Source organism: Nocardia sp. NPDC003726 (assembly GCF_053586955.1).
This window is the reverse complement of record NZ_JBSFNF010000024.1, coordinates 39,810-62,492: the sequence shown is the minus strand read 5'-3', so window position 1 is coordinate 62,492 and position 22,683 is coordinate 39,810. Positions and strand designations below refer to the sequence as shown.

19 protein-coding genes and 1 riboswitch are annotated in these 22,683 nt (G+C 70.3%); of the genes, 9 read left to right on the top strand and 10 right to left on the bottom strand.

The genetic code is table 11. The features are described from left to right. Nucleotides 1–38 precede the first annotated feature (38 nt). The 3 genes from ACWDMM_RS26660 to ACWDMM_RS26650 are packed head-to-tail and all read left to right on the top strand — an operon-like array spanning nucleotide 39 to nucleotide 6,297. Nucleotides 39–2,585, top strand: coding sequence for a serine/threonine-protein kinase (locus tag ACWDMM_RS26660; RefSeq protein WP_195078006.1), 2,547 nt, complete (start codon nucleotides 39–41; stop codon nucleotides 2,583–2,585). Next, the gene (locus ACWDMM_RS26655; protein ID WP_195078005.1) at nucleotides 2,582–5,584 is read left to right on the top strand and encodes a serine/threonine-protein kinase; all 3,003 of its coding nucleotides are present in this window, start codon (nucleotides 2,582–2,584) and stop codon (nucleotides 5,582–5,584) included. The genes ACWDMM_RS26660 and ACWDMM_RS26655 overlap by 4 nt, the downstream gene beginning before the upstream one ends. Further along, nucleotides 5,581–6,297: a cyclase family protein gene (locus ACWDMM_RS26650; protein WP_357208953.1), complete on the top strand. Its 717-nt coding sequence runs from the start codon at nucleotides 5,581–5,583 to the stop codon at nucleotides 6,295–6,297. Before ACWDMM_RS26655 ends, ACWDMM_RS26650 begins: the two co-directional genes overlap by 4 nt. A 3-nt stretch (nucleotides 6,298–6,300) precedes the next feature. Here ACWDMM_RS26650 and hpt read toward each other — a convergent pair whose 3' ends face one another. From hpt to dacB, 4 genes are all read right to left on the bottom strand, one after another. Further along, nucleotides 6,301–6,855, bottom strand: a complete 555-nt coding sequence (hpt, locus tag ACWDMM_RS26645; protein WP_195078003.1) for a hypoxanthine phosphoribosyltransferase — start codon at nucleotides 6,853–6,855, stop codon at nucleotides 6,301–6,303. 1 nt (nucleotide 6,856) lies between these two features. After that, on the bottom strand, nucleotides 6,857–7,879 hold the full coding sequence (tilS, locus tag ACWDMM_RS26640) for a tRNA lysidine(34) synthetase TilS (RefSeq protein ID WP_357110651.1): 1,023 nt from the start codon (nucleotides 7,877–7,879) through the stop codon (nucleotides 6,857–6,859). Between the two features lie 172 nt (nucleotides 7,880–8,051). Next, complete coding sequence (locus ACWDMM_RS26635; protein ID WP_195078001.1) at nucleotides 8,052–9,161, bottom strand: zinc-dependent metalloprotease; 1,110 nt, start codon at nucleotides 9,159–9,161, stop codon at nucleotides 8,052–8,054. Between the two features lie 13 nt (nucleotides 9,162–9,174). Then, entirely contained in the window at nucleotides 9,175–10,614 is a 1,440-nt protein-coding gene (gene dacB, locus ACWDMM_RS26630) for a D-alanyl-D-alanine carboxypeptidase/D-alanyl-D-alanine endopeptidase (RefSeq protein WP_195078390.1), read from the bottom strand. Nucleotides 10,615–10,832: 218 nt separating this feature from the next. Between dacB and ACWDMM_RS26625 the strand changes: the two genes are divergently transcribed. Further along, nucleotides 10,833–11,324 (top strand): inorganic diphosphatase, encoded by a 492-nt coding sequence (locus ACWDMM_RS26625; protein ID WP_195078000.1) that lies wholly within the window; start codon nucleotides 10,833–10,835, stop codon nucleotides 11,322–11,324. A 125-nt stretch (nucleotides 11,325–11,449) separates the two neighbouring features. On the opposite strand, the gene ACWDMM_RS26620 is transcribed toward ACWDMM_RS26625, so the two are convergent. Next, nucleotides 11,450–11,692, bottom strand: a complete 243-nt coding sequence (locus ACWDMM_RS26620) for a hypothetical protein (RefSeq protein ID WP_067794586.1) — start codon at nucleotides 11,690–11,692, stop codon at nucleotides 11,450–11,452. A gap of 188 nt (nucleotides 11,693–11,880) precedes the next feature. Beyond that, nucleotides 11,881–12,702 (bottom strand): crotonase/enoyl-CoA hydratase family protein, encoded by an 822-nt coding sequence (locus ACWDMM_RS26615; RefSeq protein ID WP_195077999.1) that lies wholly within the window; start codon nucleotides 12,700–12,702, stop codon nucleotides 11,881–11,883. A 188-nt stretch (nucleotides 12,703–12,890) separates the two neighbouring features. Between ACWDMM_RS26615 and ACWDMM_RS26610 the strand changes: the two genes are divergently transcribed. The 3 genes from ACWDMM_RS26610 (at nucleotide 12,891) to ACWDMM_RS26600 (ending at nucleotide 14,401) form a co-directional block, all read left to right on the top strand. Next, nucleotides 12,891–13,205: a 2-oxo-4-hydroxy-4-carboxy-5-ureidoimidazoline decarboxylase gene (locus ACWDMM_RS26610; RefSeq protein WP_397071648.1), complete on the top strand. Its 315-nt coding sequence runs from the start codon at nucleotides 12,891–12,893 to the stop codon at nucleotides 13,203–13,205. A 54-nt stretch (nucleotides 13,206–13,259) separates the two neighbouring features. Beyond that, nucleotides 13,260–13,736: a YbaK/EbsC family protein gene (locus ACWDMM_RS26605; protein WP_449940069.1), complete on the top strand. Its 477-nt coding sequence runs from the start codon at nucleotides 13,260–13,262 to the stop codon at nucleotides 13,734–13,736. 197 nt (nucleotides 13,737–13,933) lie between these two features. Beyond that, nucleotides 13,934–14,401 carry a flavin reductase family protein gene (locus tag ACWDMM_RS26600; protein WP_195078389.1) on the top strand — a complete coding sequence of 156 codons (468 nt, stop codon included), beginning with the start codon at nucleotides 13,934–13,936 and terminating at the stop codon, nucleotides 14,399–14,401. A gap of 12 nt (nucleotides 14,402–14,413) precedes the next feature. On the opposite strand, the gene ACWDMM_RS26595 is transcribed toward ACWDMM_RS26600, so the two are convergent. The 3 genes from ACWDMM_RS26595 to ACWDMM_RS26585 all read right to left on the bottom strand — a co-directional run bounded on the left by ACWDMM_RS26595 (nucleotide 14,414) and on the right by ACWDMM_RS26585 (nucleotide 16,443). Continuing rightward, nucleotides 14,414–14,707 carry a helix-turn-helix domain-containing protein gene (locus ACWDMM_RS26595; RefSeq protein WP_195077996.1) on the bottom strand — a complete coding sequence of 98 codons (294 nt, stop codon included), beginning with the start codon at nucleotides 14,705–14,707 and terminating at the stop codon, nucleotides 14,414–14,416. Then, nucleotides 14,700–15,056, bottom strand: a complete 357-nt coding sequence (locus tag ACWDMM_RS26590) for a type II toxin-antitoxin system RelE/ParE family toxin (protein ID WP_195077995.1) — start codon at nucleotides 15,054–15,056, stop codon at nucleotides 14,700–14,702. Before ACWDMM_RS26590 ends, ACWDMM_RS26595 begins: the two co-directional genes overlap by 8 nt. 67 nt (nucleotides 15,057–15,123) lie before the next feature. Beyond that, entirely contained in the window at nucleotides 15,124–16,443 is a 1,320-nt protein-coding gene (locus tag ACWDMM_RS26585) for an aminotransferase class V-fold PLP-dependent enzyme (RefSeq protein ID WP_449940067.1), read from the bottom strand. A 48-nt stretch (nucleotides 16,444–16,491) separates the two neighbouring features. Next, nucleotides 16,492–16,605: riboswitch (SAM riboswitch) on the bottom strand. Nucleotides 16,606–17,221: 616 nt separating this feature from the next. Here ACWDMM_RS26585 and ACWDMM_RS26580 point away from each other — a divergent pair. Both ACWDMM_RS26580 and ACWDMM_RS26575 read left to right on the top strand, forming a co-directional pair. Further along, nucleotides 17,222–21,133, top strand: a complete 3,912-nt coding sequence (locus ACWDMM_RS26580; protein ID WP_449940065.1) for a Pls/PosA family non-ribosomal peptide synthetase — start codon at nucleotides 17,222–17,224, stop codon at nucleotides 21,131–21,133. Next, entirely contained in the window at nucleotides 21,133–22,479 is a 1,347-nt protein-coding gene (locus ACWDMM_RS26575; RefSeq protein WP_357208949.1) for a M1 family metallopeptidase, read from the top strand. The genes ACWDMM_RS26580 and ACWDMM_RS26575 overlap by 1 nt, the downstream gene beginning before the upstream one ends. Here ACWDMM_RS26575 and ACWDMM_RS26570 read toward each other — a convergent pair whose 3' ends face one another. Continuing rightward, nucleotides 22,480–22,665 (bottom strand): hypothetical protein, encoded by a 186-nt coding sequence (locus ACWDMM_RS26570; RefSeq protein ID WP_195044543.1) that lies wholly within the window; start codon nucleotides 22,663–22,665, stop codon nucleotides 22,480–22,482. It lies immediately after the preceding gene. Nucleotides 22,666–22,683: the final 18 nt, after the last annotated feature.

Here is a 22,683-nt window from a genome sequence, read left to right as displayed (position 1 = left end):
CGGATTCCGCGGTGTCCGCCGAGCCACTAGGTCCGAGCATGAGTGCGAACTCTGAGAGAAGGTCCGACCCCGACACGGGTGTTTCCACCCGGCCGAGGAGTGGCGACCTGTCGCACGCCGAATCCGAGGCGGTGTCGGCGTTCGCCGCGGCATGGGAATCCACGCGCCGCCCACCGGCGATCGCCGAATATCTGCCCGACGCCAGCACCCTGCGCCGTGAGGCGTTGCTCGAGCTGATCCGCGTCGACCTGCGCCATCGCTGGCTTCGCCGCGGAAGGAATTCGGGCGCCGCGCCCGATCCGGCCGCGCGCATGCGCCTGACCGATTACTGCGCCGAATTCTCCGAGCTCGCCTCCGACGATATTCCGGCCGGTCTGGTGTACGAGGAGTTCGTCATCCGCCGCCAGAGCGGCGAGCGAGTCGATCCGCGCGAATGCCTGCGCGAATACCCGCGGCAAGCGGCGGAACTGCGCGAGTTGTTGAACGCCGAGGAGATCGATCAGAGCACCCGCCGCGCGACCCAGGAGGATTCGACCCGGACCGTCGTCGCGGACGGTGACCCGGTTCTCGCCGACACCGCATTGAACCGAACCGCCGAGTCTGCTCGTGGTTCCGAGGTGACCAGAACGACCGCCGCCGACCTGACGGGTACGGCCACCGCCGCGCCCACGACGATCGGGACCGGGCCGGGCCGCTCCGACCCGCTCGACCGGATCGAGATCGGTCAGCGGATCGATGACTTCGATCTGCTGACCGGTCTGGGCAGCGGCGCGTTCGCCCGGGTCTTCCTCGCCCGGCAGCGCTCGCTGCAGCGACTGGTCGCGGTCAAGATCTCCTCCGACCACGGCACCGAGCCGCAGACGCTGGCCCAACTCGACCACGACTACATCGTGCGGGTTTTCGACCAGCGGCTGCTGGAGGACACCGAGGGCGCAGCGCGCCGGCTGCGGCTGCTCTACATGCAGTTCCTCCCCGGAGGCACACTGCTGGGGGTGCTGCGCTGGGTGCGCGCGACCCCGCCTGCTGAGCGCAGCGGCCGGCTCCTGCTGGACGCCGTCGACGCGGCCATGGAGGAGAAGGGCGAGATCCGTCCGACCGATTCCAGCGTGCGCGCCGAGATCGCGGCGCTGAGCTGGCCGGAGACGGTGGCCTGGCTGGGCCGCAGGCTGGCCGAGGCGCTGGACTACGCCTCATCGCACGGCGTGCTGCACCGCGACGTCAAACCGGCCAACGTCCTGCTCACCGCCGAGGGCGTGCCGAAACTCGCCGACTTCAACATCAGCTTCAGCCGCAACGTGGAGGGCACCAGCCCGGTGGCCTACTTCGGCGGCTCACTGGCCTACATGTCGCCGGAACAGCTGGAGGCCTGCCACCCCGGCTTCGGCCGCAGCGCCGCCGACCTGGACACCCGCGCCGACATCTATTCCCTCGGCGTGGTGCTGTGGGAGCTGCTCACCGGAGCGAAACCGTTCGACGACCGGACGGCCGGCGCAGGCGATCGAAGCGACGACACCACATTGGAGGCCATGCTGGAGCGACGCAGCTCGGGCGTGGACGACGTCGCGCTGTCGCGGGTTCCGGCCGACTGTCCCGCCGCCTTGTGCCGCATCCTGCTGACCTGTCTCGCTCCCGAGCGAGCCGATCGCTGGTCCAACGGCGCCATCCTGGCCAGGCAGCTGGAGATGTGCCTGGACGCGCGTGCGCGGGAGTTGGTCGACCCCGCGCCGAACAGCTGGCGGCGGCGGCTGCGGCCGTACATCGTGCCGGTGGCGCTGGTGGCGATGGCGCTGCCGAACGTGCTCGCCTCGCTGTACAACATCCAACACAACCAGCATCTGATCATCGACCGGATGACCGCGGACGCCCAGCAGACCTTCCTCATCATCACCGGCATCGTGAACGCGATCTTCTTCCCGGTCGGCATCGCGCTCGTGCTGTATCTGGCGAGATACGTGCTGATCGTGCCCCGCGGCCTGCGCAAAGGGCGACGATACGACCCCGCAACGCTACGACGTGCCAGACGCGACGCGCTGCTGATGGGCGACCGGGCGGTCGCGGTGGCCTTCTCGCTGTGGGTGCTGGCCGCACCGTGCTTCCTGATCGCGCTGCAAGTGTCCACCGGAGAGATATCGACGCGCTCGGTCGTGCACTTCTTCTCTTCGCTGGTGGTGTGCGGCGCGATCGCGGTGGCCTATCCCTTCTTCCTGCTGACCTTCTACATGGTGCGATGCGTCTACCCGCTGTTCCTCCGCCACGGTGACATCAGTCCCGAGGACGCGGTGTGGCTGCGCGGCCTGGACCGGCGCTGCAACGGCTACCTCGCGGTGGCGGCCTCGGTGCCGCTGCTCGCGGTCGCCGGAGTGACCTTCCTGCCCCCGTCCGATATCCCGTCGGTCATCGTCGCGGTCCGGCTGCTGTGCGTCGGCGGCATACTCGCCTTCGTGGGCACCTATCTGCTGTTCCGCGCGCTGGAAGCGGATCTGCGGGCGCTGGAGCGGGTGGTCGATCCGGATTCCGCCGAGACGGGCGCCGCCGATGGCCGGTCGGCCCGAGCCGCCACGACCGCCGCGGAGACCAGCACGTGAGCTTGACCCGCACCGATGCCGTCGCCCGGTTCTCCGCCGACTGGCAGCGCAGCCTCCATGGTGATCGATTGCCGCCGCAGATCCGCGACTACGTGCCCGACGGCACGCAGGTTCGCCTGGCTGTCCTGGTCGAGCTGATCCGGGTGGATCTGCGACGGCGGTGGCAGTACGGCGGGCCCGGTAAACGGATCGCCGACTATCGCGAGGAATTCCCCGAAGTGGCAACCAGCCCTGAGTTGGTCGATCTGCTGTGCGAGGAATTCCTGGCGCGCCGCGGGCGCGGACCGCTGCCGCTGGATGACTTCCTGGCCGAGTACCCGGAACTGGCCGGCGCGGTCGGCGAACGCCTCGCCGATCTCGCGGGCGACGACCAACCGGAGGCCGAGTCCAGCGAGGCCGTCGCCGCGCTGGCCGACCTCGCCCCCGGCCTGCGGATCGATGACTTCGACCTGCTCACGGACCTGGGCGCCGGGCTGCTCGGCCGCGTCTTCCTGGCCAGACAGCATTCCATGCAACGGCTGGTCGCCGTCCGGTTCTCGGCGGGGCGGGCGGGCGCGGCCCACACGATGGCCCAGCTCGATCACGCCCACATCGTGCGGGTCTTCGACCAGCGCGTGCTCAGCGCCGACGCCGCACAGGCCCTCACGGTCGGCGGTTCCGCGCACGGCCGCCACAACGCGGTGCAGGGCACGATCACCGCGCCGCACCCGGACCTCGGCACCACAACCGCTGAACCCTTCGAGCTCGACGCCACCCTCGCGGCCGTCCCACCCAGCCGGACGAGCCGCCCCGGTGACGACGAAACGATTGCGGCGCACCCACCCCGGACGACGAGCCGCCCCGGCGACGACGAAACGATTGCGGCACACCCACCCCGAACGACGAGCCGCCCCGGCGACGACGAAACCATCACGGCACACCCACCCCGAACGACGAGCCGCCCCGGCGACGACGAAACCATCACGGCACACCCACCCCGGACGACGAGCCGCCCCGGCGACGACGAAACCATCACGGCACACCCACCCCGGAGGGCGGGTCGCCCGGGTGACGACGAAACCATCACGGCACACCCACCCCGGACAGCGAGCCACCCCGGCGATGACGAACCGCGCACCCGCGACGGCGACGGGCGCTCTCCGACCGTCACCCAGCCCTCCTCCGCAGGCGATGCGACGGACGCACCGGAATCGAAGGACGACGACACCGTGGTGGTCGGCGATCCACCCACGCTCGCTCCGATTCACCCGGGCCGCCTTCTGCTTCCCGATTCCGGACGCTCGGCCGACCTCCGCGGAGCCGCAACGGTGCCGGCCTATCCGGACGCGGCGACCGAGCGTTCGAGCGATCCGGACGCGACCGTCGCCGCCGCGCCGGACGGCACGGCGGCCGCGGCCTCGGGACCGCCCGTCGCGCCGGAATCCCGGACGGCGGTGCTCCCACGCCTGGTCTACATGCAATATCTCCCCGGCGGCACGGCGGTCGGCCTGCTCGAGCAACGCCGTCGCGGCCCCGTGACCGACGGCGGCGCTCTGTTACTACGCGCGGTGGACACCGCCATGGAGGCCAAGGGCGAGATCCGCCCGGCGGATTCCAGCGTGCGTGCCGAGATCGCGCGGCTGGACTGGCCGGAGACCGTGGCGTGGGTGGGCAGGCGGCTGGCCGACGCGCTGGATTACGCGGCGCACCACGGCGTGCTGCACCACGACATCAAACCGGCGAACGTGCTGTTCACCGCGGAGGGTATTCCCAAACTCGCCGACTTCGCCCTCGGTGAGACGACGGGCCGCATCGCGCCGCCCGGCCCCGGCGCGACCGACGCGCTGGTCTACCGCTCCCCGGAGCAGCTGACCCGCTATCTCGTCCCCGACGCACCCGCCCCCGGCGACGCCAGCGACGTCTACTCCCTCGGAGTGCTGCTATGGGAAATGCTCACGGGCGCAACCCCGTTCGATGATCCGCCACTGGACGAGAACGGCCCGGACGCCGAGACGTATGCGCGGATGCTCGCGGTGCGCCGCGGCGGCGTCCCGGCCGCCGCGCTCGCACGCCTGCCGGAGGGCACCCCGGCCGCGCTGCGCCGCGTGCTGCTGGACTGCCTGCACGAAGACCCGCAGCGGCGCTGGCGCGGCGGCGCCGAACTCGCGGGACAACTCGACCTGTGCCTGGACAGCCGCGCGCGCGACCTGGTCGATCCCCCGCCACGCAGCCTCGCCCACCGTGCCCGCGGGTGGCTGCTCCCGGTCGCGGCGCTGTGCGTCGGCGTGCCGAACCTGCTGGCCAGCTTCTACAACATCCAGCTGAACCAGACCCTGATCATCGACCGGATGTCGGTCGCCGACCAGGAGAAGTTCGCGGCGGTCGGGTTGATCAACAACCTCATCGCGTTCCCGGTCGCCGCGCTGCTGCTGGTGTTCATGACCCGGCGTCCGCTCGCCATCTCCCATCGCCTCGGCCGTGGCGAGGGGTACTCCGCGCGCACACTCGCCCAAGCCCGCCGCGACACCTTGCTGATGGGCGACTGGGCGGTGTGGATACCGTTCGGCTTCTGGCTGGTCGCGGGCATCGTCTGGCCGCTGGGGCTGGCCTTCTCGGGCGTCGACCTGCCGCGCGGCACCTTCTTGCACTTCTTCGCCGCGCAGGTGGTGTGCGCGGCGATCGCGCTGGCCTACCCGTTTTTTCCGATCATGGTCTACTCGGTGCGAGCGATCTATCCACAGCTTCTGGTGCGCGGCGGCATCGGTCCCGACGACGAACGCCAGCTGCGCGCGCTGGCCAGGCGCGGCAGTTTCTACCTGGGTGTTGCGGCGTCGGTGCCGCTGCTCGGCGTGGCCAGCGCGACCTTCGTCGAGGCCGCCGACCTGGAGCTGGTGATCGTTCCGGTGCGTGTGCTGAGCGTGGGTGGCATCCTGGCCTTCGTGCTGACCTATCGACTGTTCCGGCTCCTGGAAGCGGATCTGCTCGCTCTGGCCAGAGCGATTCCCCAGCGGACGCGATGACCGCACCCCGCCCGCTCGGACGGCTGGTGAACCTGTCGCACGTCCACGATCCGGTCACCACGCCGCTGTATCCGGACGATCCGGAATTCCGCACCGACATCGTGGCCACGATCGCGGACGACGGCTACCTCCTGCGCTATATCCAGCAGGGCGAACACACCGGAACGCATTGGGGCGCGCCGATCCACTTCCGCGCGGACGGGCTGGCCGCCGACGAACTCGACCTCGACGACCTGCTGCTGCCCGCGGTGAAGATCGATCTGCGGCACCGCTGCGCGGGCGATCGCGACTACGCGATCACGGTCGAGGATCTGGAGCGATGGGAAGCCGAACACGGCCGGATCCCGGACGGCGCCGCGGTGATCGCCTGGACCGGATGGGACGCCAAGTGGGGCACACCCGAGTTCATCGGCACGGGCGGATCAGCGGGCAGGCAACCGGGTTTCGCGGTGCCGACGGTGGAATGGCTGCTGGGCAGCGGCAGGCTCGGCCGCCGCGGCGCGCTCGGCATCGACACGTTCGGCCCCGACGTGGGGACCGACGAGACCTACGCGGTGTCGAAGCTCCTTTACGGCGAGCACCGGATCAGCTTGGAATGTTTGGCGAACTTGGCCGCGCTGCCCGCCACCGGGGCGTGGGTGCTGGTGGGCGGACCGCTCTACCGCGGCGGTTCCGGCGGACCCGCAACGATTTTCGGCATTCTGCCCGGCTGACGCTCAGCCGCCGTAGACCTTGGGGTTCAGGGTGCCGATGTAGGGCAGGTCGCGGTAGCGCTCCGCGTAGTCGAGACCGTAGCCGACGACGAATTCGTTCGGGATGTCGAAGCCGACGTGCGCGACCTCGACGGGCGTGCGCAGCGCGTCGGGCTTGCGCAGCAGGGTGACCACCTCGAGCGAAGCCGGGTTGCGGGTGGACAGGTTGCGCTTGAGCCACGACAGCGTGAGCCCGGAGTCGATGATGTCCTCGACGATCAGCACGTTGCGGCCCGCGATGTCCTTGTCCAGGTCCTTCATGATGCGCACCACGCCGGAGGACGAGGTCGACGACCCGTAGGACGAGACGGCCATGAACTCCATCTGGGTCGGGATCGGCAGGGCCTTGGCCAGGTCGGTCATGAAGAAGATCGCGCCCTTGAGCACGCCGACCAGCAGCAGATCGCCCTCGGGAGCGTCCGGCGGATACCGCTTGGCGATGAGTTCGGCCAGCTCCTGGGTCTTGGCGGCGATCTGGTCGGCGGTGATCAGCACCGACGCGATGTCATCCCCGTACACGTCAGCTGGATTCCCTTCCGTGGTGGTGAGCCCGTCCGGCCGGTTCGGTCTGCGTCATCGGTCCGATGCCGTCCTCGTCCAGCCGCAGTGCCAGCCTGCCATGTTCGCGCCCGGCGACCAACCTGCTACCCGCGGTACCGCCGCCGACCGCGACGCCGCCCTGCCCGCGCCAAGCCGTCACCAGTTCGTCGACTGCCTGTAAATGCTTGGTGGTCAGGGCTTTCGCCCCGTTGTCGAGCAACCATGCCCGAATTGCCCGTTTACGCAGGGCGGCGGGCGCAGTGGCAAGGGTCTCGATCAGCAGCGTGCGGCCATCACTCGCGGTGTGCCGCAGTTCGGCGGCGAGCGCGTCCAGGACCGCGCCGTCCTCCCGCAGCTGCTCGGCCGTGCGCGCCAGCGCCGGGGCCACCCCGCCGCCGAGGATCTCCTCCAACAGCGGCAACGCCTCGGTGCGCAGCCTGACCCTGGTGAACTCCGGCGCCGCGTTGTGCGGATCGTCATGCGGTGTCACGCCGAGATCGGCACACATGCGCCGGGTGGTTTCCCTGCGCACGCCGAGCAACGGCCGCCCCCACGGTTCGGCGCAGGCGGACATCCCTTGGATCGAGCGGCTGCCCGAGCCGCGCGCGAGGCCGAGCAGCACCGTTTCGGCTTGGTCGTCGAGGGTGTGCCCGAGCAGCACCGCAAGGCCGTGGCGCGCGGAGTCCAGTGCGGCGTAACGGGCCCGGCGCGCGGCGGCTTCCACACCGCCCTCGGTGCCGACCTCGACCGCGAGCACGCGCGCGGACCGGCAACCGAGGGCGAGGGCCTGTGCCGCGGCCTCGGCCGCGACGGCGCCCGAACCGGGTTGCAGGCGATGGTCCACCACCAGAGCGTCCACCGCGTCCGTCTCGACCACCGCCGCCGCGGTGAGCGCCAGCGAATCCGCGCCGCCGGACAACGCCACCGCGACGGCTCGCTCGTCGGACTCGCGCGGCCCGAACCTGCTCAGCCAATCCCGGACCGCCCTGCGGACGGCGAGCACGGCAGCGGTCTCGGGTAATCGCCGGACGGTTCCAGACGGCCGCCCGGAACCGGATGGCCCGCTCTCCGACCCGAAGCGCCCGGGTGTCGTTCCTGGCGCACGCCCCATGGGCGCAGCCTACCGGCCTGCCGCGCGCGGCGAGTCGCCGCCGGCCGGGCACCGGCGCGCTCGCTCAGGCCAGCACGCGCTCGATCCAGCGCTGCGGATGCTCGATCTCATCGGTGCGTGGCAGCGTGTCGGCCTCGGTCCACACCGTGTTGAACCGGGTCATCCCGACGGCGCCGACCACCTCGTCGACGAACTTCTTGCCGCGCACGTACTGGGCGACCTTCGCGTCCACGCCGAGCAGGGCGCGCAGCAGCCGCTGCACCGGGTTGGCCGGACGCCTGCGCCGCTGGTCGAACGCGCTGCGGATCTGCTCCACCGACGGGACAACCGCGGGGCCGACCGCGTCCATGACGTGATCGGCGTGCCCTTCCAGCAGGGTGCCGAGCATCAGCAGCCGGTCGAGCGCCGCACGCTGCGGCGGAGCCTGAGTGGCACGCAGCAGGCCGACGACGCCGCGTGCGGCCGGGTCATCGGGAGCGCCGCCGCGACGACGGTCGCGCACCTCTTCCACCAGCCGGGACAGCATCTCGCTCATCGGCTCGTCACCGACCTCGCCGAGCACCTCGACGTTCGCGCGCATGTATTCGCCGAGCCAGGGCGCGGAAGAGAACTGCACCCTATGGGTGACCTCGTGCAGGCACACCCACAACCGGAAATCGCTCGGCGACACCCCGAGCGCACGCTCGACCGCCACGATGTTCGGCGCGACCAGCAGCAAGGTGCCATCCGCGCCCGTGAACGGGTCGTATTGGCCGAGGATCGCGGTGGACAGGAAGGCGAGCATGGCGCCCGCCTGCACCCCGGCGGGTTTGCCCGCGAGGAACTTGCGGTCGGCCTGCGCCTCGCCCGCACCGGTGAGCTGGGCCATCGAGTCGGCGGCGGCCGTGATCCACCCCGGCCGGTCGACGATCCTGGCCGCCGGGACCGGCCGGTCGTCCAGCAACCCGCTGACCTCGCGCACCGGCGCCTCGGCCCGCACGGAGGAATCGGCGAGTTCGGCGACCACCTGCTCGGCCGAGTACCGCGACGTGCGCGGACCCGCGGGCACCAGAGCGGAGCCGGTCCGCGCGGCCAGGCGCCAATCGACCACGCCCGACAGGCCCGAGCGGAGCTTGCGCCGCTCGACCGTATCGGCGGAGCCGAGTCCGGCTGTCTCGGAACCTTGCTGGGTCATGATCAACCACCCGTCACGAGCATCCACAGTTTCGCAGCGTGCCTGCGATCGCGTCCAACGCGGGCCTGCTCACCTCCGGCGGTCGATCGTTCGACATCAGCGCGAAGGTCAGCACCCGCCCATCGGCGTCCAGCACATATCCGACCAACGCGCTGGAGACCGACAGAGTTCCGGTCTTGGCTCGCACCCAGCCCGCGGCCTGACGGTCCCGGGTGACGTAGCGGCTGGTCAGCGAGCCCGTCGCGCCCGCGACCGGCAGGTCGTCCAGCATCGGCGCCAAAGTGGCCGCCAGCCGGTCGTTCTCCGGCTTCGCCTTTGCGCCCGTCTGCTGCACCGCCGTGGCGGCGGTGGGTCCGGCCGCGGTCGCGACCACCCGGTCGAGCAAACGCGCGGGAATCCGGTCGTCCACCGAAAGCCCGCTGCTGTCGTGCATATCCAGGCCGGACAGATCGAAACCGGCCTTGCTCAGCGCCGTGCGCACCGCGGTGACCCCGCCGCTGAACGAGGCCTCGCCGCCGGTGGCCGTCGCGATCTCCCGTCCGATCGCCTCGGCCAACACGTTGTCGGAGTGGACCATCATGTCGCGCAGCCGGTCGCGCAGCGGCGCCGAACGCACGGAGGCGACCTCGGCCGCGCCCGCAGGCGCGACGCCCGCCTTGACCCGCGCCGGGTCGAGGCCGAGTTCGGTGGCCAGCCGCCGTCCCGCGTCCAGGGCTGGCGTCGCGGTGCGCGGCGAGTACTCGACGAGCGGTTGCAACCGGCCGCCGTCGATCATCACCGGCTCGATCGGGGCGATGGAACCCTCGGGGATGTCGATCGGGTCCCAGCCCTGCGCCATGGCCGGGCCGGCGTAGGCGGAGAGGTCGACGACGATCGTGTCCACCGCGCGGCCCGCGGCCTTGATCTGAGTGACCAGCTCGGACAGCCGCGGTCCGTTCGGGTAGTAGCCCTTGCCGTCCGGCTGCGCGGTGAGCGTCGGATCGCCGCCGCCGACCAGCACCAGTTCGTTCGGCGCCGCGCCGGCGACCACCTTCGTGGTCACCCGGTGCTCGGCGGGCAGCGTGAGCAGGGCCGCCGCGGTGGTGAGGATCTTCGCGGTGGACGAGGGGATCATCGGCCGGTTCGCGTCGCCGCTCCACAGCACCGTCCCGCTGTCGGCATCGGTCACCTGACCCGCGAACGCGCCGAGGTCCGGATTGGCGATCACCGGAGCCAGCGCGGCGGCGACCCCGGCGGGACTCGGCGCGGAACCGGCGGGCCGCGCCGGGCCCACCTGCGGGGACGGCTCGACCGGCGCGGGCGGGGCGGCGATGGTCAGGCCACCGTGGCGGAACTCGTCGGTCCACGGACGCACCGCCAGCAGTGTCACCGCGGCGGCCACGGCCAGCACGACCAGCACGGCAGAGATCAACAGCCATCTGTTGCGGCGCCGCCGGGCGGCCAGCCCACCGATGTTCTCGTTCCCACCAAACACGTCGCCGCCGCTCTCCTGACCGATTCCCGCAGCAGCCGCCTGCCGCACCCATGTCCCCGCCGACCACACTATCCTCGTTGCGCAACCGTTCCCCTGAACAACCTGGCGAGTCGGCGCACTCCGCAGCGGCCGAGTCGGCAGTCGCCGAAAAGAAGCCGAGTCGTCCGTACTCGGCACCGATGCACGAAGGAGATGGCGTGGAGTTCGACGTCACCATCGAGATCCCCAAGGGTTCCCGGAACAAGTACGAGGTCGATCACGAGACCGGCCGGGTCCGGCTCGACCGGTTCCTGTACACGTCCATGGTCTATCCCGCCGACTACGGCTACATCGAGAACACCCTCGGCGAGGACGGCGACCCGCTGGACGCGCTGGTCCTGCTGCCCGATTCGGTGTTCCCCGGCGTGATCGTCGAGGCTCGGCCGGTCGCCATGTACAAGATGACCGACGAGGCCGGCGGCGACGACAAGATCCTGTGCGTGCCCGCGGGTGATCCGCGCTGGGATCACATCCAGGATCTGAAGGACGTCCCCGAGTTCGAACTGGCCGCGATCAAGCACTTCTTCGAGCGCTACAAGGATCTGGAGCCGGGCAAGTACGTCAAGGGCTCGGAGTGGGTCGGGCGGGCCGAGGCCGAGGCCGAGGTGGAGGCGTCCATCCAGCGGCTGAAGGACCAGGGCGGGCACTGAAGCCCTTCGGGCACAACGAAAGCGGGGAGTCCGGTGGGTACCGGCTCCCCGCTCTGCCGTCCGGCGTCACGAAAAGCGAAAAGGGACATCCGGATTCCGGATGCCCCTTCTCTGTGACAGGTGGCTCAGTAGTAGATGTACAGGTCGTAGCCGTCCCAGGTCTCGATGCACTCCCAGTAGTAGCCGCCGGTGCTCGGCGACTCGCCGTCGGCCCGGCACGCGCTCAGCGTGGCGTACGTTCCGACGTAGGTGCCGCCGTAGGCGACCTCCTGGTAAACCGGTGCGGCCGAGGCCGATGCGGCCGTCGACACCCCGGCGACGGCGGCGGTGGCCAGCAGACCAGCGGCGAAGAAGGACTTGATACGCATTGTTCTTGCTCCTGAATGCGAGATGAAATTTTCGACGCCTCAAACGATATGGGCGATCGGCACCTCGCACAGCCACCCCTAGGGTGAGGGCAACGCAACCCTGAGGCGAATCACCTTGCCCACCCTTGATACCCACCCTTGGGGTCCGGCCCGGCGCGCCCGCCCGGGGTGCGAGCGCGCCGCCGGCGTCACTGGCCGCGGAATTCGGGCGCGCGCTTCTCGAAGACGGCCTTCACCGCCTCGGTGAGGTCCTCCGACGGCAGGAACGCGGCGTTCCACGCGGAGACGTAACGCAGGCCTGCGGCGATCTCGTCCTTGCGCCGCTGCTCGAGCACGTCTTTGACGCCCTGCACCACCAGCGGCGGGTTGGCGGCGATCTCGCGCGCGGTGGCGTGCGCCGCGTCCAGCACCGCATCTTGGTCCGGGAAGACGTCGTTGACCAGGCCGATCTTCTCCGCGCGCGCGGCGTCGATGTCCTTTGCGGTGTAGGCGAGTTCGCGCAGGTGGCCCTCACCGATGATGCCGGGCAGCCGCTGCAGCGAGCCGACGTCGGCGACGATCGCGACCTTCGCCTCCCGCAGACTGAACTTCGCCTCCGCACTGGCATAGCGGATGTCGGCCGCCGCGATGAGGTCCAGCCCACCGCCGATGCACCAGCCGGACACCGCCGCGATCACCGGCTTGCGGCAGTCGGCCACGGCCGTGATCGCGGCCTGCAACCTGCGCACGTCGACGAGGAAGTCGGTGCGCGGCGCGGCCAGCGCGCGATCGGCCAGCAACGGGCCGAACGTGCCGCTCATGGCGGGCAGGTCCAGACCGTAGGAGAAGTGTTTGCCGGAGCCGGTCAGCACGATCGCGCGCACGTCCGGATCGGCGTCGAGCGCACGGAACACCTCCGGCAGCTCGCGCCAGAAGTCGGGACCCATCGCGTTGCCCTTGCCGGGCCCGATCAACGTCACCTGCGCGACGTGATCCTTGGTTTCGACGGTGAAAGCCTGCCAATCTGTCATTTGTACAGCGTATCGAGACAAATCCGGACCCGTGTCCCGACCCGGTGCCGCACGACTCGGAAAGCGGAACTCGGCGCGTGTAAAGCCTGTGCAAATTCGCGATGGTGTACTGGGTGCCGGGGGCGAGAACAGCGGATCATGAGCAGGTCAGCAAACCTCATTCACCGGCTTCGGAGGACATCGTGCTGATGCATCGCGGGATCGGTCTCGACCGCTTCAACGAACTGCCCCGCGGCCGCGCGGTGCACGCGCTGTACGAGTGCTGCTGCAATGTCACGTGGGCGGCGACACTGGCCGACGCCCGTCCCTATCCCGATCGCAACGCGTTGCTGAACAAGGCCGATGTCGAACTGCTCGCGCTCTCGCAGCAGGATGTCGACCGCGCCTTCGAAGGAGTTGCCCACGAGCCGGTCTCGGCGCGCGACGTGACCGAGCTGGCGCGGATCACCCGCGTGCGGATCGCCCGGATGCTCGGCCCGGCCGAGGGCTACCCGGAATACTGAGCCGACAGCGCGACTCGCCCGGCGTCTCGCCCGCTATCGCTCTACCCTGGTGGGATGCGCAGGTCGTCATTGCCACCGGTCGCCTGCCGGGTCGCCGACACCCTCATCTCCCGTGGCCATCACGGTCTCATCGTCGCCCAGCCGGAGCCGACCCACACCGCCGCCGACGCCGCGCGGGCACTGGGCGTCGACGTGGGGGCGATCACGAAGTCACTGGTGTTCCTGCTCGACGACGATCCGGTGCTGCTGCTGGTCTCGGGGGCGCACCAGGTCGATCTGGCGAAGACCGGCGCGCGCCTGGACGGAACGCTGACCCGCGCCCCCGCGAGCATGGTGCGCGAGGTGACCGGCCAGCCCATCGGCGGGGTCGCACCGGTCGGCCATCCGACCAACCTGCCCACCTGGGTGGACAACGCGCTGGCCCACCATCGCGAGCTGTGGGCCGCGGGCGGGCATCCGAACACCGTCTTCCGCACGTCGTTCCCGGAATTGCTGCGCATCACCGCGGGGCTGCCGATCGACGTCGACTGACCGGTGCGAGCGTCCCGAAAAGCGCGGGTCGCGCGGCCGGGGCAGCACAGTCATCGGCCGGATGCGACATATGCCACCGCCGTCGGCCGGGAAACCGGGCGTAGTTTCGTGGTGTGACCGACGCACCACAGCCGGAAACGGAACTACGGGTTCCGGACGATCTGAGCGGCATCACCGCGGAGCAATATCGCGCGTCCATGCGCCACTATCCGGCCGGCGTCACGGTCGTCACGCTGCAATCGCCGCAGGGACCGGTCGGCTTCACCGCGACTTCGTTCGCCTCGCTGTCGCTGGACCCGCCCCTGGTCTCGTTCAACATCGCGCACACCTCATCCAGCCTGTCCGGGATGCTGGACGCCGAGTCCGTCGTCATCCATTTCCTCGGCGAACACCAGCAGCACTTGGCCCAGCGGTTCTCCCGCACCGCGCAGGAACGCTTCACCGACCGATCCCTGTGGACCGCCCTCGACACCGGCGAACCGGTCCTGCACGGCACCCCCATCTGGCTGCGCGCCACGGTGCACCAACTGATCCCCATCGGCGACCACACCTTCGTCGTCGGGTTGGTCACCCGAGTCCACGACAACACCGACGAGAAGCCGTCCGCCGCGCCCCTGCTGTACTACAACGGGCGCTACTACCGGCCGACCCCCCTCGGCGACTGACCCGGAGTTCCGCTACGCCACTCTCGGTCGCACCTGCACCACCAGCTCGGCGTCAAGCGCACGGGCCAGCCGCTCCAGCACAGGAAGGCTGGGCACCGTTCCACCAGCCTCGAACCGGGCGACCGCGGACTGAGTCATACCTGCGGCGTCGGCCAGTCCGGTCTGGCTCCAGCCTCGTTCCTCGCGCATCCGCCGAATTGTCCGCCCCAGTTCATAAGCCAACCGAGCCGCCTCATATGCTTCCGCGGCGCCGCGTTCCTTCATCCGGCGGTTCCTGATTTCCGCCCAATCGCCACGCTCAGCCATTGATCTCATCCTCCTCGGCCGTATGCCGCTCCGCGATGCAGCGGTCGAGCGCTCGTCGCGCTCGCTCGACCTCGGCATGCTCCCGCATCCTCGTCTTGACGAACACGGTCAGCATCACGATCCGACGCCCAGGCGCAATCCAGTAGGTGAGCCGGACCGCGAAACTGTCCAAAAAGAACCGCAGTTCCCGCAGCTTACCGTCTAGCTGCCGGGTATACGGCTCGCCGAGCAGCGGTCCCTTGTCTTCGAGCAAATCGATGTAGAACGCCCCCCGGGCGAATGCGACCGTGGGGAGCCTTTCCACCCAATCGCGTATCTCCGGTTCCAACTCCACGATACCCCAACCCATAGCATGAATGCTATAACGTGTGGCAGCTGAAGCGCCCTTTTCGACGAAACGACGGACAAGCGCGGCTTCAGCCGACGAGGCAGGGGGCCGCGCCGGTGGGGGCGGTCGAGCTGAACGGGCGGGTTTCCGGGGTGGGGTTCCACACGCCGTTCTCGGCGGTGTAGTTCCAGGCAGGGCCGGTTTCGACCAAGGTGGCGATCGCATCGATCAGACGGTCCACATCGGTCGAAGTGGTGCCGAGGCCGATGCTGGCGCGCAGCGCGCCGTCCAAGCCGAGCCTGGTGAGCAGCGGGTGGGCGCAGAAGCGTCCGTCGCGTACGCCGATACCGTGTTCGGCGGAGAGATACGCGGCGACCTGGCCGGGGACGAAATCGTCCAGGGTGAAGGCGACGATGCCGACGGAGTCGGGACTGTCGGCCCAGATGCGCAACAGCTGGACGCCGGGAATGGCGGCCAAGCCGTCGCGGAGACGGTCGGCGAGCCGGTGTTCATGCGCGGCAAGGGTTTCGGCTTCGATGGCACAGAGCGCGTCACAGGCGGCGGCCAGCGCGGCGGCGCCGAGCACGTTCGGCGAGCCGGCTTCGTGCCGCTGCGGAGCGGGCGCCCACTCGGCCGCGTCGGCGCTCACCTCGCGCACCGCGCCGCCGCCCGCGAGGTAGGGCCGGGCCGCGTCGAGCCAATCCCGCCTGCCCACCAGCACACCCGCGCCGAACGGCGCGTAGAGCTTGTGCCCGGAGAAAGCCACGTAGTCTATCCCGCGGGCGCGCAGGCTGATTCGCCGATGCGGAGCCAACTGCGCCGCGTCCACCAGGATCCGGGCGCCGCACTGATGCGCGACGGTGGCCAGCCGCTCCAGCGGCAGCACCTCCCCGGTCACGTTCGACGCGCCGGTCACCGCGAGCAATGCGGCGGGCCTGCTGCACAGTTCGGCCACCAGCCTGCCGATGGTCTCCTCGACCGTGTCGGCCGCCCGCACGACGCGCCTGCCCCGCCTGGTCCAGGGCAGGAAATTGGCGTGGTGCTCGATGTCGAGCACCACCGTGTCGCCGGGGACGCAGGACGCGAGCAGGTTCAGCGAATCGGTGGTGTTGCGGGTGAACACCACCACCTGGTCGTCGGCGGCGTCGAGGAACCGGGCGACCGACCCGCGGGCGGCCTCGTAGCACTCGGTGGAGATCCGCGAGGCGTAGCCTGCGCCGCGGTGCACGCTCGCGTAGTACGGCAGCAGTTGCTGCACCCGGTCGGTGACCTGGGTCAAGGCCGGCGCGCTCGCCGCGTAGTCGAAGTTGGCGTAGGTGGCCGTCCCGCCTTGCACGAGCGGCACACGCAGTTCGTCGCCGGAGACCCGGGCGAGAGCGGCACAGGTGTTGTCGACAGTCGTAGTCATCACGTGAAATCCCGTCGGCTCAGGGACCCGCAATCGAATGATTCGTCGAGTCCGCGCTTGCCGCGCCCGGTCGGGCGGCGGCCGGGTCGTCACCCGGAGCACCCCACCGCGGAGGAGGGTTGCCGGCCAGCAAGCCGGGGCTTCGCGCTGGCACTCATGACCTGACCCGAGGGTGGCAGAAGCGCCCCGGCGCTGTCAACCACGCTCGACCCCGAGTCCTCACGAGCACCGCGTGGAGATAACCACCGCACGCGAGCCATTACAAGCACCCCCACGACAACACGCGAGCCGTGTCCGCCTCGGGTTTCCGCACGTCGCTCGGCAACTGACGCAGGCCACCGGCGGCAGCATCCCGAGGCGGTTCGCTCAGCGGTTACCGGCAAGCCTGGAGCGGGCCGGCGCGAGTCGAATGCGAATGCCGTTCCGCACCGGCCGCGCCCCTCCTCGGCCCGGCCGGAGCCGAGCATAGGCCCTTGGTGTTCATCGCGGCCTCCGCTTTCGATGAGCGGAATCACATCCCCGAAACAGCGATCTTCCGGCGAACCGCACGGCGTCCCGCCGACCAGCGATTGCCGCGCCGCGACGGCGAATGTCGATCCCACCTGCAACAACGGGCACCGCGCCGGTCGGTCCGTCGTCGGGTCAGGTGAACAACGGACGACGACAAGCCCGGGTACCGTGGACGATTGGCCAGCGCGGCGTTTGCCCTTTGGTAACCCAGCTATGACACAAACAACGCGAAAGTGTGGGCAAGTCGATGGGAGGTGCGCGGAGCACCATGCTCGAGACAGACGTCGACGCGCGGGCGCGCCCGCTGTCACGCGGCGACCGCGCGCCGGAGGCCAGGACGCTGGTCGACATCCTGACCGCGACGGCGCTCGCTCATCCCGAGGCCCCTGCCATCGATGACGGCCAGGTGGTGCTGTCCTACCTGGAGCTGGTCGTCGAGATCGAGAAGACCATGGCCCGTCTCGCCACCGCGGGTGTGCGGCCGGGCGACCGGGTCGGCGTGCGCATCCCGTCGGGCACACGCGAGCTCTACGTGACCATTCTCGCCGTCCTGTACTCCGGCGCCGCCTACGTGCCGGTCGACGCCGACGATCCCGACGAGCGCGCCCAGCTGGTATTCGGCGAGGCGCAGGTCACCGCGATCGTGACCGCGGACGGCATCGAGACCACGGCCGCGGGCATCCGCGCGGCGGAGCGGGAGCGCCCGGAAACCTGGTCGACGCTGCCCGCTCCCGGAGACGACGCCTGGATCATCTTCACCTCCGGCTCCACCGGAACGCCGAAAGGCGTTGCCGTCACCCACCGCAACGCGGCCGCCTTCGTCGACGCGGAAGCCGAGTTGTTCCTCCAGGACGCCCCGATCGGTCCCGGCGACCGCGTGCTCGCCGGTCTGTCGGTCGCCTTCGACGCGTCCTGCGAGGAGATGTGGCTGGCCTGGCGCAACGGAGCCTGCCTGGTGCCCGCGCCGCGCGAGCTGGTGCGCACCGGCGCCGATCTCGGCCCCTGGCTGGTGCGGCGGCGGATCACCGTCGTCTCGACCGTGCCCACGCTGGCGGCGACCTGGCCGGTCGAGGCGCTGGAGGCGGTGCGCCTGCTCATCTTCGGCGGTGAGGCCGTCCCGCCGGAACTGGCCGAGCGGCTCGCCGGCAACGGCGACGCGACGCGCGAGGTGTGGAACACCTACGGCCCCACCGAAGCCACCGTCGTCGCGTGCGCCGCGCGCTTGGACGGCCGATGGCCGATCCGAATCGGATTGCCGCTCAACGGCTGGGACCTGGTCGTCGTGGACGCGGCGGGTAACCCGGTGGCCGAGGGGGAATCCGGCGAATTGGTGATCGGCGGCGTCGGACTCGCCCGCTACCTGGACCCGGTCAAGGACGCCGAGAAGTACGCCCCACTGCCGTCCGTCGGCTGGGAGCGCGCGTACCGCAGCGGCGACCTGGTGCGCAACGACAGCGCCGGTCTGGTCTTCCTCGGCCGCGCCGACGATCAGATCAAGCTGGGTGGGCGGCGCATCGAGCTCGGCGAGATCGACAACGCTCTGCAGCACCTGCCCGGCGTCACCGGCGCCGCGGCGGCCATCCGGACCACCAAAGCGGGCAACAAACTTCTGGTCGGCTATCTGACCGGGCCGGGACCGGATTTCGATGCCAAGGCCGCGCGCGCCGTCCTCGCCGGCCGGCTTCCGGCGCCGCTGGTACCCCGGCTCGCCGTGGTCGCGGAGTTGCCCACCCGCACCTCCGGCAAAGTCGACCGCGACGCGCTGCCATGGCCGCTGCCCAACGCCGCCGATGACGACGACGACAACGAGCTGACCGGCACGGCCCTGTGGATCGCGGGGCTCTGGGATGCCATCCTCGGCGCCGAGGTCGGCGATCTCGACGCGGATTTCTTCGACCTGGGCGGTGGCTCGCTCGCGGCGGCGCAGTTGGTCACCGCACTGCGCGAACGGTATCCGCAGATCGCCGTCGCCGATGTCTACGATCACCCCCGCCTCGGCGCGCTCGCCGAACTGCTGGAGCAGACCACGCCCGCCGTGGCCGTCGCCGACCGGACGGTGCGGCCGACGCCGTGGCTCGCGCAAGCCGCGCAGGTGCTCGCCACCATTCCGCTCACCACGCTCACCGGACTGCAGTGGTTCACCTGGCTGGCGATCGTCGGCAATATCGCGGCCTGGTCCGGCTCGCTGCCGTGGCTGCCTCGGCTGTCCTGGTGGTGGACGCTGGTCGCGTTCCTGCTGTTCATCTCGCCGCTCGGCCGCATGGCGATCTGCGTGGCGGGCGCGCGGCTGTTGCTGCGCGGGGTCCGGCCGGGGCGCTATCCGCGCGGCGGTTCGGTGCATCTGCGGTTGTGGGCGGCCGTGCGGCTGTCCGAGGCCAGCGGCGCGGAGAGCCTGTCCGGCGCCCCGTGGATGGTGCCGTTCGCCCGCGCGCTCGGCGCGAAGATCGGCAAGGGCGTCGATCTGCACAGCCTCCCGCCGGTGACAGGGATGCTCGAACTCGGCGACGGCTGCAGCGTCGAGCCGGAGGTCGATCTGTCCGGCTACTGGATCGACGGCGACGTGGTGCATCTCGGCCCGATCGTCGTCGGCCCCGGCGCGGTGGTCGGTTCCCGTTCGATCCTCTTGCCCGGCACGAAGATCGGCAGGAACGCCGAGGTGGCGCCCGGCTCCGCGGTGGCGGGCAAGGTGAAGGCGGAACAGGAGTGGGCCGGTTCGCCCGCGGTGAAGGTGGGCAAGGCGCAGCACCGCTGGCCCGCGCACACGCCCGCTCGGGCCCGGCGCTGGGTCGGCGTGTTCGGCATCACGTCGATGGCGTTGGCCGCCATGCCGATTCTCGGCATCGGAGCCGGTGGCGCGATCCTCGCCTGGTTCGTTCGCGACACCCGCACGCTCGCGGACGGTGTCGCGCGTGGGTTCGCCGTCCTGCCCCTCGCGACCCTGCTGAGCCTGGGGGTCTACGCCGCGGCGACCGTCGTCGCGGTCCGGCTGCTGAGCATCGGCCTGACCGAGGGCTACCACCCGGTGCGCAGCCGGGTCGGCTGGCAGGCATGGGCCACCGAGCGCCTGCTCGATTCCGCGCGCACCTTCCTGTTCCCGCTGTACGCCAGCCTGCTCACCCCGGTGTGGCTGCGTTTGCTCGGCGCGAAGGTCGGCAAGAGCGTCGAGGCGTCCACGGTGCTGCTGCTGCCGAAGTTCACCACCGTCGCGGACGGCGCGTTCCTGGCCGACGACACCATGATCGCCGGTTACGAACTCGGCGGCGGCTGGCTGCACATCGGCGCGGCGAAGGTCGGCAAGCGCGCCTTCCTCGGCAACTCCGGCATGACCGCCCCCGGGCGGCGGGTGCCGAAGAACGGGTTGGTCGCGGTGCTGTCGGCGGCGCCGTCCAAAGCGAAGCCGGGTTCGTCCTGGCTGGGCAGCCCGCCGGTCCGGCTGCGCCGCGCCGCGGAGAACGCCGACACCGCGCGCACCTTCGATCCGCCCGCCCGCCTGCGCGTCGCCCGCGGCTTCGTCGAGACCTGCCGCTTGATCCCCGTTCTGGTGACCTTCGCGATCGGTCTCGGCGTGCTGTGCGCCCTCGCCTGGCTCGCGCAGACCTTCGGCCACCTGGCCGCCGGGCTGCTCAGCGGGCTGGTGCTGCTCGCGGCCGGCGCCGTGGCGGGGGCGAGCTCGGTGGCCGCCAAATGGTTGCTGGTGGGGCGTATCCGCGCCGAGGAGCATCCGCTGTGGAGTTCGTTCGTCTGGCGCAACGAGGTCGCCGACACCTTCGTGGAAACGGTTGCCGCGCCGTGGTTCGCGCGCGCCGCGACCGGGACGCCCGTCCTGAATCTCTGGCTTCGGGGCCTCGGCGCCCGGATCGGGCGCGGGGTATGGTGCGAGTCCTACTGGCTACCGGAGGCGGACCTGGTGACTCTCGGCGACGGCGCGACCGTGGAACGCGGCTGTGTGGTGCAGACCCACCTGTTCCACGACCGGATCATGGCCATGGACACCGTCACCCTGGGCGCGGGCGCCACCCTCGGCCCGCACTGCGTGGCCCTGCCCGCGTCGACGCTCGGCGACGGCGCGACCATCGGCCCGGCTTCCCTGGTGATGCGCGGTGACGCGGTGCCGGCCTCGACGCGCTGGTGGGGCAACCCGATCGCGCCTTGGTTCACGGGCGACCCCGGGGCGCGCTGATGGCGGGCAAGTTCTACGAAGCCCCCATCGACGAGTACCTCCCGCAGAACGGCAACCGGGGGTACCGGGTTTCCCGGTACGAGCTGGAGCTGACCTATCGGGTGTCCGCCAACCGGCTCACCGGACGCGCCGCCGTCACCGCCGTGACCACCGAGGCGCGCACCCGGTTCGCGCTCGACCTCGGACAGGCACTGAGCGTGTCGAAAGTGTCGGTCAACGGGATCAAGGCCGCGAAATTCGCCCATCAGCACGGCAAGTTGGTCGTCACCCCGGCACAGCGGATTCCGGCCGGCGGCGTGCTCGCGCTCGTGGTGCAGTACGGCGGCACACCGAAACCGGTGCGCGGGCCATGGGGCGAGGTGGGCTGGGAAGAACTCACCGAAGGCGCGATCGTGGCAAGCCAGCCCAATGGCGCGGCGTCCTGGTTCCCCTGCGACGACCACCCGAGTTCAAAAGCCAGCTACCGGATCTCGATCACCACCGATTCGCCGTACTACGCGGTGGCCAACGGGACCCTGCTGCGCAAGCAGACCAAGTCCAGTCAGACCACCTGGGTGTACGAGCAGGCCGAGCCGATGTCGAGCTACCTGGCCACGATCCAGATCGGTCACTATCGCAAGCACCGCGTCGGTTCTTCGCACGCCCCGGTGCCGATGCACGCGATCCTGCCGCCGCGGCTGCGCGCCGCCTTCGACCACGACTTCGCTCGTCAGCCGAGGATGCTCGAGGTCTTCAGCGAAAAATTCGGTCCCTACCCGTTCGCGGACTACACCGTGGTCGTGACCGACGACGAGCTGGAGATTCCGATCGAAGCCCAAGGCATCTCCATCTTCGGCGCCAATCACTGCGACGGCCGCCGCGGCGCGGAACGGCTGGTCGCACACGAGCTGGCGCACCAGTGGTTCGGCAACAGCCTGACCATCCGGCAGTGGCGGGACATCTGGCTGCACGAAGGCTTCGCCTGCTACGCGGAATGGATCTGGTCGGAGGCGGCGGGCGGGCCCACCGCCGACCAGCTGGCCCGCGCCGCGCGGCACAACCTGGCCCGCGAACCCCAGGACATCGTCATCGGCGATCCGGGACCGCAACGCATGTTCGACGATCGCGTCTACAAGCGGGGTGCGCTCACCCTGCACGCGCTACGCCTGGAACTTGGCGACTCGGCCTTCTTCGACCTGCTCCGGGAATGGACCATTCGCTACCGTCACTCGTCGGTGACCACGGAGGAATTCACCGACCTGGCCGGGCACTACAGCCTGGTGTCACTGCGCCCACTCTGGGACAGCTGGCTGCTCGCCGAGCGACTACCGCAGCTGCCGCCCCACGGCGGCGCGTCGACGGCCTGATCAGAACACCAGGTATCGCGCGGCGAGTTCCTCGACCAGTGGATGGTCCTCCGGCACGTTGGCCAGCGCGTCCAGGTCGGTCGCCACGGCGATCTGGCGTGGGTCGTCGCGCTCGGCGTCCCGCGGATCCTCGATGAGCTGGCGCAGCAACTTCTCCCGCACCCGGGTCTTCAGCGAATCGTTCATACCTGGGGGCTGCCCGCC